The organism is Luteibacter sp. ME-Dv--P-043b (assembly GCF_030209605.1).
Lineage (GTDB): Bacteria > Pseudomonadota > Gammaproteobacteria > Xanthomonadales > Rhodanobacteraceae > Luteibacter.
On record NZ_JARVRT010000040.1, the window covers coordinates 23,038 to 36,041 of the forward strand.

Here is a 13,004-nt window from a genome sequence, read left to right on the forward strand (position 1 = left end):
GCAATGAAAGCCCGTATATGGTGCTTTCGTGAGTCGTCGGCGCGGATGGAGGCGGACGGGACCGGCGTTGCGGTATCTCGCCGCCGGCACCTGTCGCTGGGGGCTGGCGACCCTCTCGCATTGCACAAGAAGGCTCAATACAGTACCATTTTGGTCCGGTATTGACTGTGTCCCTTTCCCCATGCTTCGTGTCAGCCGATTGACCGACTATGCGACGGTGGTGATGACCTGCATCGCCGTCCACCCCGCCGACGTTCTGAGAACCGCCCAGATCGCCGAGGAAGCGCGCCTGGAATTGCCCACGGTGTCGAAGGTGCTGAAACTGCTGGGCCATGCCGGCCTGGTGGAGTCGTTCCGCGGCGTCAATGGGGGCTACCGGCTGGCGCGTCCGGCCGAGGCCATCAGCCTGGCCGACATCGTCGAGGCCATCGAGGGCGCCATCGGCATGACCGAATGCAGCGTGGCGCAGGGTCAGTGCGAGCGCCAGTCGCAATGCGGGGTCAGCGAAAGCTGGCGCTCGGTATCCGGGGCCATCGGCAGCGTGCTTCGCGCCATGACCCTCGCACAGATGCTGGCCGATCGCCCCGCGGCGTCGGCAAAGGACGCGACCACGGTTGCGCAGGCAAACGCATGAATGAGAGTGAGAACATGACACGCGACGTGGCAGCGCCGGTGCACGACAACGCTGAAGTGGTGGAAGCGCTCAACCGCCGCTACGAGGCGGGTTTCGTCACCGATATCGAATCGGACAGCCTTCCGCCCGGCCTCAGCGAGGACATCGTCCGCCAGCTGTCCGCCATCAAGGGCGAGCCGGAGTGGATGACCCAATGGCGCCTGGAAGCCTATCGCCACTGGCTGACCATGCCCGCGCCGGACTGGGCCAAGCTGGACATCGCACCGATCGACTACCAGTCGGTCAGCTACTACTCGGCGCCCAAGGCCGGCCCGAAGTCGCTCGACGAGGTGGACCCGAAGCTGCTGGAAACCTACGAGAAACTGGGCGTACCGCTGCACGAGCGCGCCCGGCTGGCCGGTGTGGCGGTGGACGCGGTGTTCGACTCGGTGTCCGTCGGCACGACGTTCCGCAAGGAACTGGCCGAGGCAGGCGTCATCTTCTGCTCCATGTCCGAAGCCATCCGCGAGCACGGCGATCTGGTTCGCCAGTACCTGGGCAGCGTGGTGCCCACGGGCGACAACTACTTCGCGGCGCTCAATTCCGCCGTGTTTTCGGACGGCAGCTTCGTGTTCATTCCGCGGGGCGTGCGCTGCCCGATGGAACTGTCGACCTACTTCCGAATCAACGCGATCAACACCGGGCAGTTCGAGCGCACACTGATCGTCGTCGAGGACGACGCCTATGTGTCCTACCTCGAAGGCTGCACCGCGCCCATGCGCGACGAGAACCAGCTGCACGCGGCCGTGGTGGAACTGGTGGCGCTCGAGCGCGCGCAGATCAAGTATTCCACCGTGCAGAACTGGTACCCCGGCGACGAGAACGGCGTAGGCGGCATCTACAACTTCGTGACCAAGCGCGGCGATTGTCGCGGTGCGGATTCCAAGATCTCCTGGACCCAGGTCGAGACCGGTTCGGCGATCACCTGGAAGTATCCCAGCTGCGTGCTGCGTGGCGATCGCTCCGTCGGCGAGTTCTACTCGGTGGCGCTGACGCACCATCGCCAGCAGGCCGATACGGGCACCAAGATGATCCATATCGGCAAGGGCACCAAGTCGAAGATCGTCGCCAAGGGCATCAGTGCCGGCCGCAGTTCCAACAGCTACCGCGGCCTGGTGAAGATCGAGAAGGGTGCCGAGGGCGCGCGCAACTACACGCAGTGCGACTCGCTGCTGATCGGCAAGAAGTGCGGCGCGCACACCTTCCCGTATATGGAAGTGAAGAACCCCTCGGCCATCGTCGAGCACGAGGCCACCACGTCCAAGATTTCGGACGACCAGCTGTTCTACTGCCTCTCTCGCGGTATCGGCGAGGAAGACGCCGTGTCGATGATCGTCGACGGTTTCTGCAAGCAGGTGTTCCGCGAGCTGCCGATGGAGTTCGCGGTCGAGGCAAAAAAGCTGCTCGAGGTCTCCCTCGAAGGCGCGGTGGGCTGACGATGGGTATCGCCGGTTCCGCCCCGGGCCTGACCGACCTGCGCGCGCTTCTCGCGGCGCTGGAGCCTGCCATGGACCCCGTGCCGAAGCGTTTCCTGCACGTCTCCCACGAGAAGGCGCGCGAGCGCATGGCCGATGCGCTGATGATGTTCCGTGAGGCGGAAGGCACCACGCTGATCGTCGATGTGGATCCCAGCGCGGACGCCGCCGGCGAGCGCATGCTCTGGGCGCGCATCACCCTGCGCGTGCAATCCAGCCTCACTGCGGTAGGCATGATGGCCGCCGTTTCCGCTGCGCTCGCGAAGCGCGGCATTCCCTGCAATCCCGTATCCGCGTTCCTGCACGATCACCTGTTCGTGCCCTGGGAACGCCGCGACGACGCCCTCGATGCGCTCTCGCACCTCACGCCCTGATGGACAGCCACGTCATGCACATGCTCACGATCGACAACCTCCATGCCCGTGTCGAAGGCAAGGAGATCCTCAAAGGCCTTTCGCTCGAGGTGAAGCCCGGCGAAGTGCACGCCATCATGGGCCCTAACGGTGCCGGCAAGTCCACGCTCGGCAACGTGCTGGCGGGGCGCGAGGGCTACGAGGTCACCGCCGGCTCCGTGCTGTTCAACGGCGTCGACCTGCTGGCGCTGGAGCCCGAGGAGCGCGCTGCCACCGGCGTGTTCCTGGCGTTCCAGTACCCGGTCGAGATTCCCGGTGTGAACAATACCTACTTCCTGCGCGCGGCCCTCAACGCGCAACGCCGTTTCCGCGGCGAGGACGAGTTGGATTCCATGCGTTTCCTCAAGCTGGTCCGCGAGAAGCTGAAGGTGATGCAGATCTCCGACGAACTGCTGCATCGCGCGGTCAACGAAGGCTTCTCCGGCGGCGAGAAGAAGCGCAACGAGATCTTCCAGATGGCCGTGCTCGAACCGAAGCTGGCCATCCTGGACGAGACCGACTCGGGCCTGGACATCGACGCACTGAAGCAGGTAGCCGGTGGCGTCAACGCGCTGCGCTCGCCGGATCGCTCGTTCGTGGTCGTGACGCACTACCAGCGCCTGCTCGACTATATCGAGCCGGATTTCGTCCATGTGCTGGCCGGTGGCCGCATCGTGGAGAGTGGCGACAAGAACCTGGCGCTGAAGCTGGAAGAACAGGGTTATGCGTGGCTTGCCGAGACGCATCCGGAGTTGCGCAAGGTCGATCTCGCCGGGGCGCCGGCATGACCAGTGCGCCGTCCCCGTTCGTGCGGGCGGCACTGGATGCCGCGGCCGGTTTGCCCGCCACGGGTATCGCCTGGCTGGATGCCGCACGCCGCGACCACCTGCAGCGGTTCGCCGCGCACGGCCTTCCCGGCGCACGCAGCGAGTCGTGGAAGTACACATCACTGCGCGCGCTGTCACAGCGTGCCTTTGGCCTGTCCGACGCCGACACCGCGACGAACGTCGCGCTCGACCCGGCCTTGTTCGCGTTGCCGGGCGTAGACGGGCCTCGTCTCGTCTTCGTCGACGGCGTTTATCGCGACGACCTGTCCGCCACGAGTGCGCTCGAGGGCGTCTCGCTGATGCCCCTGGGCGCGGCGCTGGCGACCGAAGCCGAGCCGTTGCGCTTCGCGCTGGCGGGGCGCCTCCGCCACGATGCCGACGACGCACTCGTTCAATTGAACGCGGCGCTGGCGACCGACGGGGTGGTGCTTCGCGTCGCGGCGGGTACCCGGGTGGCGTCGCCCGTGCACGTCGTGCACGTGTCCAGCGGCGCGCAGCCCGATACGGCCTGGCATGTCCGCATGCGGGTCGAGGTGGGCGAGGGCGCCCAGGTCGATCTGGTCGAGCATTACGTGTCGGTCGGTGACGGCGTGCAGCTGGGCACGGTGGTCGCCGATCACGTCGTGCACGCCGGCGGTCACCTTGGCCTGGTGCTGCTGCAGCACGCGTCGGCCTCCACCACGTTGTTCCGCCGTGGCCATGTGAGGCTGGAGGCGAACGCCTCGGCCACCGTGCATGCGCTGGAAGTCGGCGGCGCGCTGGTTCGCCACGAACTGACGGCCGAACTGGTCGGCGATCGCGCGCGGTTCGAATCGCGTGGCGTGTTCGCGCTGGACGGCCGGCAGCATACGGATACCCAGCTGGAAGTGCGTCACGAGGCGCGGGACACCACGTCCGACGCGCTCTGGCGCGGCATCGCCAACGGTCGCTCGCGCGGCGTGTTCCGTGGGGCGATCGTGGTCGCCGAGGGTGCCGACGGCAGCGATGCGTCGCTCAGCAACAAGAACCTCCTGCTCTCCGCCTCCGCGGAAATCGACACCAAGCCCGAGCTCGAGATCTACGCCGACGAGGTCAAGGCCGCGCACGGCGCCACCATCGGCCAACTGGACGAACGCTCGCTGTTCTACCTGCGCTCACGCGGCATTCCGCTCGCCCAGGCGCGCAGCCTGCTGACCCTGGCGTTCTGCCGCGCGGCGCTGGAATCGCTGCCGAACGAGGCCTTGCGCGAGCACCTGGGCGACCTGCTGGTCGCGCACCTGCCGACCGGGCCGTCCGCCGACTAACGAAGTACGGAGCCAGCCATGAACGCCAAGCCCGAATCCGTCGTCCTCCCGCTGGACGTCGAGCGCATCCGCGCCGACTTTCCGCTGCTGTCGCGCACCGTGCACGGCAAGCCGCTGATCTATTTCGACAACGCCAACACCGGGCAGAAGCCGCTGTCGGTGATCGAAGCGGTAGATCGCCACTACCGGGAGCGCAACGCCAACGTCTCACGCGCTGTGCATGCGCTGGGCGAAGAAGCCACAGCGGCGTACGAAGGCGCGCGCGACGCGCTGGCCCGCTTCATCAACGCGCCCTCGCGCGACGAGGTGATCCTCACCTCCGGCACCACGCAGGCGATCAACCTGGTCGCCTACAGCTACGCCATGCCGCGTCTGCGGCCCGGCGATGCGATCCTCACTACGGTGATGGAACATCACGCCAATATCGTGCCCTGGCAGCTGGTGGCCGAGCGCACCGGTGCCACCGTCAAGGCGGCGCCGATCGATGCCGACGGCGAGCTGATCATCGAGGCGTTCGTGCGTATGCTCACCCCCGAGGTGAAGCTGGCCTGCGTCACCCATGTCTCCAACGTGCTGGGTACGGTCAACCCGATCCGTGAGATTGCCCGCGAGTGCCGCAAGCGCGGCATCCCGTTGCTGGTCGACGGCTCACAGGCGGCGCCGCATCGGCCGATCGATGTCCAGGCGCTGGGCTGCGATTTCTACGCAGTGACCGGGCACAAGATGCTCGCCCCGACGGGCACCGGCGCATTGTGGGCGAAGCGGGAGCACCTCATGACCATGCCGCCGTTGTTCGGCGGTGGCGAGATGATCCGCGAAGTACGTTTCGACGGCACCGTGTTCGCCGATCCGCCGCACCGTTTCGAAGCCGGCACCCCGAACATCGCCGGTTTTGCCGGTGTCAGCGCCGCCATCGATTACATCCAGGGCCTCGGCTTCGATCGCGTGAGGGCTTACGAGCAGGACCTGTTGGCCTATGCCACGCACGCGCTGGAAAGCGTGCCCGGCATGCGTATCTTCGGCCGTGCGAAAGACAAGGAGCCGGTCGTTTCGTTCCTGATCGAAGGCGCGCATGCCAACGACATGGCGACGTTGCTCGACCTGCAGGGCGTGGCGGTACGCTCGGGCCACCATTGCGCCCACCCGCTGATGCAGTTCTTCGGCGTCCCGGCCACGCTGCGGGCGTCGTTCGCGTTCTACAACACGAAAGCCGAGGTGGATGCGTTCATCGAGGCGATCGGTCGGGTGCGCAAGCTGCTGCTCTGACCCGCCGTCGCTTGTACGGCGCGGCGAGGAGGCGCTGGGTGGTCACACTCTGCGCGAGTTCGGCCGCTTGCGGCCGCTGCCCGAGCGCAGAGGGTGACCACCCGACGCCTCCTCCCCGGTAAATCGAGAAGAACCGAATAAATAGTAGTTCTCGGCCAGCTAGCGCGTTGTAGGAATGACATCGCATTGTTCCGCGGCGCGGTCGCGGCGTTAAACTTGGCCCATGACTTCATCCCCGATCTTTCGTACCGCCTCAGCCGCCGACGCCTCGGCGATCGCTTCGCTGGTCGAGTCCGCCTACCGCGGCGATGCCAGCCGGGCCGGCTGGACCACGGAGGCCGATTTCCTCCATGGCCGACGTACGGACGTGACCGAGATCGAGGCGCTCCTGGCCGGTGCCGACGGTCGTTTCGTCCTGCTCGAGCGGGGCGAACAGCTCCTCGCCTCCTGTTACATCGAGCGTCAGGGCCCGGTTTGCTACTTCGGCATGTTCTCGGTGCATCCACCGGCGCAGGGCACGGGGATCGGTCGCCTGATGATCGACGAAGTGGAGCGCATCGCCCGTGACGAGTGGGCGAGCGAGCGCGTCGAGATGACCGTGATCGACATCCGCGCCGAGCTGATCGCCTGGTACGAGCGCCGCGGTTATCGGCGCACCGGCAAGACCAAGCCCTTTCCCTATGGCGATGAACGTTTCGGCCTGCCGCAGCGTGACGACCTGCGTTTCGAATATCTGGTGAAGGACGTAAAGGCATGAACACCTGGGTGCGCGTCGGCACGCGCGGTGAACTACTGCCGGGCGAACACCGGGTCGTCTGGGATGGCGACACCGCTATCGCCGTATACAACATCGAGGGCCAGCTCTACGCCGTCGAGGATGTGTGCACGCACGACGGCGGCGAGCTGGCCGGCGGTCCTGTGCTGGGCTTCGAGGTGGAATGCGTGCGCCATGGCGCGCGCTTCGACCTGCGCACCGGCGCGGTCACCTGTCCCCCCGCCTACGAACCGGTGACGGTGTTCCCGGTGCAGGAAACCGATGGCGCCATCTGGACGCGCGACGACCGCTGAGCCGTTCTAGAAACGATCAGAAGTGATAGACGAAGGCCAGGGTCTCGGTGACCTGACGAGCCGAGCCGAACGATTTCACCAGCGGGCTCGCGGCCGCGTCGCCGTACAGTCGGCCATAGGAGATCGCTACGGCGAAGCCCGTGTGCTGCGATGTGGGCACGAACGCGTCGTACTCCAGGTTGGCGGACTGCCAGCCGGCACCCGGTTGCCATGAACGCGTGCCCAGGTTGCCCGCTTCGGTCGGTGTGACACCGAAGAAACGGCGCATCGCCGGCCCGTTCATGCCGCCGACCTGCAACTCGAGCGAATGCTCGATGTACCACACGTTCGGCAGCTTGTAGTCGGCGTACACGGCGACATAGGCGCCTGCGCCGTCGGTATCGTGCGCGACGTGGCTGCCGACGCTGAAGCGTTTGTCGAACACGTACTCGAGGTAGCCGCCACCCTGGAAACGTGGCGACAGCGAGGCCACCTTGCCGCCCAGTGCGCCCAGATCGTTGTGCGTGCGTCCCCACAGCCAGTTGCCGTAGAAACCTCCGTGCCAGTGCTCGCCGTCCAGCAGGTCGATGGTCAGGCCGTCGGCCGTGGACAGTTCGCCCTTGCCGGGCAGATCGATATCGATGTACGGAATGGGCTGGTTGCGATCGCCTTTCGCGCCCATCCAGGCGGGCATGCGCTGAACGCCCGCGCCGAGGGCGTAGGTGGGGCCGTCCTCCTGAGCATGCACGGAGGCTGCCGCCAGCAGGGCGGCCAGGAAGACGAGGCAGGTTCTACGCATGGGAGGGAAGCCGTTCGGTGGGACGTGCAAATCATGCCGCACGCTACCTTACGACATGCTTCGGTGACGGGAAAGGGCTTCGAAAGGATGTGCGATTAGCCTTTCTTCCAACCTGACCACCGGCGCATCCGACGTGCTGAGCCCCGCCTCCTGGAACATCCTTTGCGACTTCGACGGCACCATCGCCGTCGAGGACGTCATCGACTCATTACTGGACCGTTACGGGCGTCCGGGTTGGGAAATACTCGAACGCGACTGGCGCGCGGGCCTGATCGGCTCCGCCGTGTGCATGGCCGGGCAGGTGGCCCTGCTGGACATGAGCCGGGACGAGTTGGCCCGACACCTGGACAGCCTGCGCATCGACCAGGGCTTCGCCGGTTTCGTGGCCGCCACCATCCAGCATGGCGTGCCCATGGAGATCGTCAGTGACGGCCTCGACCACGCCATCCACGCGATTCTTGCCAACCACGGCATCGACACCCTGCCCACGGTCGCCAACCACCTCGTGCAGAGTGGCCAGCGCGACTGGAGCCTGACCTCGCCGTACAGCGTGTCGGGTTGCCGTGCCGGAACATGCAAGTGCGCCCGCGTGGAAGCGTCCAACGCGCGGGGCGGCAAGACCCTGCTGATCGGCGACGGCGCGTCCGACTTCTGCGCGGCGGACCGCGTGGATTTCGTCTTCGCCAAGAACCGCCTGATCGAACACTGCCGCGCCGCCGGCATTCCCTACGCCCCCATCGCCAGCTTCGACGAGGCCCGCGAACTGCTTCCCGAACTGCTCGCCGGTCGCCTCCCGCCGCACACCGTCATTCCCCTTCACGCGACGATCTCCCAGGAACTCCCCGCATGAACATCCTTTCCCGCAACCCGCAGGTCGTGATCGACGATGCGACGCTGCTCGCCGACGAAGCCAAGTACTGCTCCTTCGGCGACACCGTGCACTACGTGGACCCGCCGAAGATCTTCCGCCACGCGGAAGGCAGCTACATCTACGACAGCGAGAACATCCCGTTCCTCGACCTGCAGATGTGGTACTCGGCCGTCAATTTCGGCTACGGCAACAAGCGCCTCAACGACACCCTGAAGGCGCAGATCGACCTGCTGCCGCAGGTGGCCAGCCAGTACCTGCACCAGGGCAAGATCGAACTCGCCAAGACCATCGCGGTGGACGCGAAGCAGAAGTTCGGCCTGGACGGCCGCTGCCACTTCAACGTGGGCGGCGCGCAGGCGGTGGAAGACTCGCTGAAGCTGGTGCGTAACGCACGCGGCGGCAAGAGCCTGATGTTCGCCTTCGAGGGCGGTTATCACGGCCGTACGCTCGGCGCTTCGTCGATCACCTCCAGCTACCGCTACCGTCGCCGCTTCGGCCACTTCGGCGAGCGCGCGCAGTTCATTCCGTTCCCGTATCCGTTCCGCCGCCCGAAGGGCATGACGCCGGAAGAATACTCCGACGAGTGCGTGCGCCAGTTCGCGCGCCTGTTCGAGACCGAATACAACGGCGTGTGGGATCCCAAGGTCGGCGAGGCCGAATACGCTGCGTTCTACGTCGAGCCGATCCAGGGCACCGGCGGCTACGTCATCCCGCCGAAGAACTTCTTCATCGACCTGAAGAAGGTGCTGGACAAGTACGGCATCCTGATGGTCGTAGACGAAATCCAGATGGGTTTCTGGCGGACCGGCAAGCTCTGGTCCATCGAGCATTTCGGCGTCAACCCCGACGTGCTGGTGTTCGGCAAGGCGCTGACCAACGGCCTCAATCCGCTGTCCGGCATCTGGGCGCGCGAGGAACTGATCAATCCGGAGATCTTCCCGCCGGGCTCTACCCACTCCACGTTCAATTCCAACCCGCTCGGTACCGCGCTGGGCCTGGAAGTGATCAAGATGGGCTACGAGCTGGATTACGGCACGCGCGTGGCCGAGAAGGGCAAGCACTTCCTCGACGGCCTGCGCGACCTGCAGAAGCGCCACAAGGAAATCGGCGACGTCGACGGCCTGGGCCTGGCGCTGCGTGCCGAGATCTGCACGGACGACGGGTTCACGCCGAACAAGGCGCTGCTCGACCGCATGGTCGACATCGGCCTGGCTGGCGGCCTGACCCACCAGGGCAAGAAGATCGGTCTCGTGCTCGACGTCGGCGGCTGGTACAAGAACGTGATCACGTTCGCGCCGTCGCTCGACATCAGCCACGACGAGATCGACCTGGCCATCGCACTGCTCGACCAGCTGCTGACGCTGGCCAAGCGCGGCGGATAACCGGTCGCCCGGCGATGGCCTTCGTGAACCAGCTCGAGCCGGATGCCCTGCTCGGGCACTTCGAACGCCATCCGCCGCACGGGTTCGTCCCGCTCCGCGCCGCCGACGGGTCGCCACTGTTCGTGGCACCGTTCGACCTCCTGACCACGGCCGACGATGCACTGCGTCGGCGCGTGGCAGGCATGCCTTTCCAGTCCCTGCTCAAACGCCTGCTCACGCCGCGCACCTGCTTCGCGGGCAGCACCGTGTCCGAGTATTCGCTGTTCGACGCGCACAGCGATCCCGCCGTCGTGGCGGCCGGCTGGGCGGGCTCGTTCGGCGCCGACCACCCGCTGCTGATCGTCAAGGACCTGGCGGTGGATTCGCCGTTGACCTCGGTACGTGATCGCGCATGGACGCGGCGCTTCATCGAGGCCGCGCGTGAGCACGGCTACATCATCGTCGAGGGCCAGGCACTGGCCTATGTGCCCATCGATTTCACCTCCATCGACGATTACCTCGGTCGCCTTTCGGCGTCGCGACGGAAGAACCTCCGACGCAAGCTTCGCTCGCGCGAGAAGCTCCAGGTGGACACGCTCGCCACCGGCGAGGCCTTCGCCGCGGACCATACCGTCGATGCCTTCTACGCGCTGTTCGAGAACGTCTACGCGCAGAGCGACGTGCACTTCGACAAACTGTCGCGTGAGTTCTTCGCCGCCGTGTTACGCGACCCGGGTGGCCACGTGTTTACCTACCGGGTGGATGGCGAGCTGATCGGTTGGAACCTATGCTACGAGCACGACGGCAAGCTGCTCGACAAGTACGTGGGCTTTGCCTATCCGGCGGCGCGCGAGCTGGATCTCTATTTCGTCAGCTGGTTCGTCAACCTGGAATTCGCGCTCCAGCGGGGCCTGCGGTTCTATGTCGCCGGCTGGACGGACCCCGCCGTCAAGGCGTCGCTGGGTGCGCGTTTCCACCTCACCCGCCACGCCGTGTTCGTGCGCCAGCCGCTGCTGCGCGCCGTGCTTCGCCGCTTCGCCCATCGCTTCGAAACCGACAGCCAGTGGGAGGCCGCGGATGCACAAGCCCGTCGTACTTGACCTGGATGGGTCCGTCGGCGCACTACCGGGCCGGCTGGTGCTGCCCCTGCGCGAATGCGAGGAAGCGATCCGCTTCAGCTGTTCGCTGTCCACCCTGCGTCGCTTCGCCGCCGACCTCCGCGAGACGTTGCCGCGAGAGCACGGCACCGTGTTCCTCGGCAGCGGCGATTTCCACCACCTGACCTGGCCGCTCGTGCAGCGCGTGCCGGGCACCTCGGGCTTCCAGGTGGTGGTGCTGGACAATCACCCGGACAACATGCGGTTTCCCTTCGGCGTGCATTGCGGCTCGTGGGTACGCCGGGTCGCCATGCTGCCGCGCGTCAGCCACGTGCATGTCGTCGGCATCACCTCGAGCGACATCGGCCGCAAGCATGCCTGGGAGAACTACCTCGGCCCCTTGCGCGCCGGCAAGCTCACCTACTGGTCCACCGGCGTGGATACGCGCTGGGCGGACACGATCGGGCTGGGTGCGCGCTTCCGCGCGTTCCCGACCAGCCAGGCCATGGTGGATGCCTTCGTCTCCCTGCAGGCGCACAGCACCGAGCCGGTGTACCTGTCGATCGACAAGGACGCCTATGCACCCGAGGTGGCCATGACCAACTGGGACCAGGGCACGCTCAGCGAGTCCGGTGGCGAAGCCATGCTCGCCATGTTGCGTGGCCGCGTCATCGGCAGCGATGTCACGGGTGAGATATCCCGTTACACCTACGCCAGCTGGTGGAAGCGCAAGCTCAGCGCGATGGACGGCCAGGAAAGCATCGACGAGGCACGCCTGGCCACCTGGCAGGCCCAGCAACACGCGTTGAACCTGCGCCTGCTCGCGGCTATCGGCGCCGACGCACCGGTTACCAGCGTCCGATCAGGTGTTGCACCAGCAGGCTGCTGATCGCCACCGCAGCCCATACGCCCAGGCCCAGCAGGATCGGGCGTGGGCCCGTCGCCGCCATACGGCGCAGGTCGGCCGACAGGCCGATGGCGGTCAGCGCGAGCACGATCAGGCATTCGGCCACGAAGTGGATCATCGGTAGCAGCGCCTCGGGCACCAGGCCGGCCGTGCGGATACCCGACGCCACCAGGAACCAGAGGATGAACCACGGAAAGATCCGGGCCAGGCTGAAATCGCTGGCGCCGCTGCGCTTCTGCCGCCACGCCACGATCAGTGCGATGCCCAGGCTGATCGGAATGATCAGGGTGGCGCGGGTCAGCTTGACGATGGTGGCGTAGTCGCCCGCGGCGTGGCTGAAGCTGTAACCGGCCGCGACCACTGACGAAGTGTCGTTGATCGCCGTGCCCGCCCACAGGCCGAAGCCGAGGTCGGACAAGCCCAGCAGGTGGCCCAGCAGCGGAAACAGCAGGACCGCCACCAGGTTGAACAGGAAGATCGTGGAGATCGCGAACGCGGTGTCGTGCTCGTCCGGTTTGATGATCGGCACCACCGCGGCGATGGCGGAGCCGCCGCAGATCGCGGTGCCGACACCGATCAGCACCTGAAGCGTGTCGTGCACGCGCAGCAACCGACCCAGTACCCAGGCGGCCAGGCCGGCGACGGTGACCGTCACCAGGGTGACCGACAGCGACTCGAGGCCGGTATGCGCCACCTGGGTCAGGCTGAGCCCGAAGCCGAGGGCGATGATCGACCACTGCAGCACCTGCTTGGAGGCGAAGCGGATACCGTGTTGGAACGACGCGGGCGGCGGTGCGACATGGCGCACGAGGATGCCCAGCACGATGCCGAACACGGCACCGCCGATGAGCGGCACCAGGCGACCGAGGCCGAAGGCGACCGCGGCCACCGCCACGGCGAGAAGGACGCCGGGCAGGCGCGACGGGGTGGTGGCGGAACGAACCGGCATCGGGATGACTCCTGGACTGGCCCGCATTGTCACGTTGCTGGTTCGATAAGGATATTG

General features: G+C 66.3%; 14 protein-coding genes. 12 read left to right on the top strand and 2 right to left on the bottom strand.

Annotated elements, in window-relative coordinates; genetic code table 11:
• The first annotated feature begins 181 nt into the window (after nt 1-181).
• From QRN34_RS17390 to QRN34_RS17425, 8 genes are all read left to right on the top strand, one after another.
• Nucleotides 182-634, top strand: coding sequence for an SUF system Fe-S cluster assembly regulator (locus tag QRN34_RS17390; RefSeq protein ID WP_285406465.1), 453 nt, complete (start codon nt 182-184; stop codon nt 632-634).
• A 14-nt stretch (nt 635-648) separates the two neighbouring features.
• Nucleotides 649-2,109 carry a Fe-S cluster assembly protein SufB gene (gene sufB, locus QRN34_RS17395; protein ID WP_036137278.1) on the top strand — a complete coding sequence of 487 codons (1,461 nt, stop codon included), beginning with the start codon at nt 649-651 and terminating at the stop codon, nt 2,107-2,109.
• A gap of 2 nt (nt 2,110-2,111) precedes the next feature.
• The gene (locus QRN34_RS17400; RefSeq protein ID WP_036137276.1) at nt 2,112-2,522 is read left to right on the top strand and encodes an ACT domain-containing protein; all 411 of its coding nucleotides are present in this window, start codon (nt 2,112-2,114) and stop codon (nt 2,520-2,522) included.
• A gap of 20 nt (nt 2,523-2,542) precedes the next feature.
• Nucleotides 2,543-3,328 carry a Fe-S cluster assembly ATPase SufC gene (gene sufC, locus QRN34_RS17405; protein ID WP_285406503.1) on the top strand — a complete coding sequence of 262 codons (786 nt, stop codon included), beginning with the start codon at nt 2,543-2,545 and terminating at the stop codon, nt 3,326-3,328.
• On the top strand, nt 3,325-4,650 hold the full coding sequence (sufD, locus tag QRN34_RS17410; RefSeq protein WP_285406466.1) for a Fe-S cluster assembly protein SufD: 1,326 nt from the start codon (nt 3,325-3,327) through the stop codon (nt 4,648-4,650). Before sufC ends, sufD begins: the two co-directional genes overlap by 4 nt.
• Nucleotides 4,651-4,668: 18 nt before the next feature.
• Nucleotides 4,669-5,916 carry a cysteine desulfurase gene (locus QRN34_RS17415; RefSeq protein ID WP_285406467.1) on the top strand — a complete coding sequence of 416 codons (1,248 nt, stop codon included), beginning with the start codon at nt 4,669-4,671 and terminating at the stop codon, nt 5,914-5,916.
• 223 nt (nt 5,917-6,139) lie between these two features.
• The gene (locus QRN34_RS17420) at nt 6,140-6,673 is read left to right on the top strand and encodes a GNAT family N-acetyltransferase (RefSeq protein ID WP_285406469.1); all 534 of its coding nucleotides are present in this window, start codon (nt 6,140-6,142) and stop codon (nt 6,671-6,673) included.
• A complete protein-coding gene (locus QRN34_RS17425; RefSeq protein WP_285406470.1) occupies nt 6,670-6,984 on the top strand; it encodes a non-heme iron oxygenase ferredoxin subunit in 315 nt (104 codons plus the stop codon). The genes QRN34_RS17420 and QRN34_RS17425 overlap by 4 nt, the downstream gene beginning before the upstream one ends.
• A 16-nt stretch (nt 6,985-7,000) precedes the next feature.
• On the opposite strand, the gene QRN34_RS17430 is transcribed toward QRN34_RS17425, so the two are convergent.
• Nucleotides 7,001-7,762: a MipA/OmpV family protein gene (locus QRN34_RS17430; RefSeq protein WP_285406471.1), complete on the bottom strand. Its 762-nt coding sequence runs from the start codon at nt 7,760-7,762 to the stop codon at nt 7,001-7,003.
• Nucleotides 7,763-7,898: 136 nt separating this feature from the next.
• Here QRN34_RS17430 and QRN34_RS17435 point away from each other — a divergent pair, with 136 nt between their 5' ends.
• From QRN34_RS17435 to QRN34_RS17450, 4 genes are read left to right on the top strand one after another with little or no spacing between them, the layout of a single operon-like run.
• Entirely contained in the window at nt 7,899-8,612 is a 714-nt protein-coding gene (locus QRN34_RS17435) for an MtnX-like HAD-IB family phosphatase (RefSeq protein WP_285406504.1), read from the top strand.
• Nucleotides 8,609-10,015, top strand: a complete 1,407-nt coding sequence (locus QRN34_RS17440) for an aminotransferase class III-fold pyridoxal phosphate-dependent enzyme (protein ID WP_285406472.1) — start codon at nt 8,609-8,611, stop codon at nt 10,013-10,015. The genes QRN34_RS17435 and QRN34_RS17440 overlap by 4 nt, the downstream gene beginning before the upstream one ends.
• Before the next feature lie 14 nt (nt 10,016-10,029).
• The gene (locus QRN34_RS17445; protein ID WP_285406473.1) at nt 10,030-11,094 is read left to right on the top strand and encodes a GNAT family N-acetyltransferase; all 1,065 of its coding nucleotides are present in this window, start codon (nt 10,030-10,032) and stop codon (nt 11,092-11,094) included.
• On the top strand, nt 11,072-11,980 hold the full coding sequence (locus QRN34_RS17450; protein WP_285406474.1) for an arginase family protein: 909 nt from the start codon (nt 11,072-11,074) through the stop codon (nt 11,978-11,980). Before QRN34_RS17445 ends, QRN34_RS17450 begins: the two co-directional genes overlap by 23 nt.
• Here the strand turns inward: QRN34_RS17450 and QRN34_RS17455 are convergent.
• The gene (locus QRN34_RS17455) at nt 11,940-12,947 is read right to left on the bottom strand and encodes a putative sulfate exporter family transporter (protein ID WP_285406475.1); all 1,008 of its coding nucleotides are present in this window, start codon (nt 12,945-12,947) and stop codon (nt 11,940-11,942) included. The genes QRN34_RS17450 and QRN34_RS17455 overlap by 41 nt on opposite strands.
• Nucleotides 12,948-13,004 lie beyond the last annotated feature (57 nt).

What these genes read in the sequence shown, in the direction of transcription:
- sufB (WP_036137278.1), top strand. Translation starts at nt 649, where the DNA reads ATGACACGCGACGTGGCAGCGCCGGTGCACGACAACGCTGAAGTGGTG.
- sufC (WP_285406503.1), top strand. Translation starts at nt 2,543, where the DNA reads ATGCTCACGATCGACAACCTCCATGCCCGTGTCGAAGGCAAGGAGATC.
- QRN34_RS17390 (WP_285406465.1), top strand. Translation starts at nt 182, where the DNA reads ATGCTTCGTGTCAGCCGATTGACCGACTATGCGACGGTGGTGATGACC.
- QRN34_RS17400 (WP_036137276.1), top strand. Translation starts at nt 2,112, where the DNA reads ATGGGTATCGCCGGTTCCGCCCCGGGCCTGACCGACCTGCGCGCGCTT.
- QRN34_RS17420 (WP_285406469.1), top strand. Translation starts at nt 6,140, where the DNA reads ATGACTTCATCCCCGATCTTTCGTACCGCCTCAGCCGCCGACGCCTCG.
- QRN34_RS17450 (WP_285406474.1), top strand. Translation starts at nt 11,072, where the DNA reads ATGCACAAGCCCGTCGTACTTGACCTGGATGGGTCCGTCGGCGCACTA.
- QRN34_RS17430 (WP_285406471.1), bottom strand. Translation starts at nt 7,762, where the DNA reads ATGCGTAGAACCTGCCTCGTCTTCCTGGCCGCCCTGCTGGCGGCAGCC.
- QRN34_RS17445 (WP_285406473.1), top strand. Translation starts at nt 10,030, where the DNA reads ATGGCCTTCGTGAACCAGCTCGAGCCGGATGCCCTGCTCGGGCACTTC.
- sufD (WP_285406466.1), top strand. Translation starts at nt 3,325, where the DNA reads ATGACCAGTGCGCCGTCCCCGTTCGTGCGGGCGGCACTGGATGCCGCG.
- QRN34_RS17455 (WP_285406475.1), bottom strand. Translation starts at nt 12,947, where the DNA reads ATGCCGGTTCGTTCCGCCACCACCCCGTCGCGCCTGCCCGGCGTCCTT.
- QRN34_RS17415 (WP_285406467.1), top strand. Translation starts at nt 4,669, where the DNA reads ATGAACGCCAAGCCCGAATCCGTCGTCCTCCCGCTGGACGTCGAGCGC.
- QRN34_RS17440 (WP_285406472.1), top strand. Translation starts at nt 8,609, where the DNA reads ATGAACATCCTTTCCCGCAACCCGCAGGTCGTGATCGACGATGCGACG.
- QRN34_RS17425 (WP_285406470.1), top strand. Translation starts at nt 6,670, where the DNA reads ATGAACACCTGGGTGCGCGTCGGCACGCGCGGTGAACTACTGCCGGGC.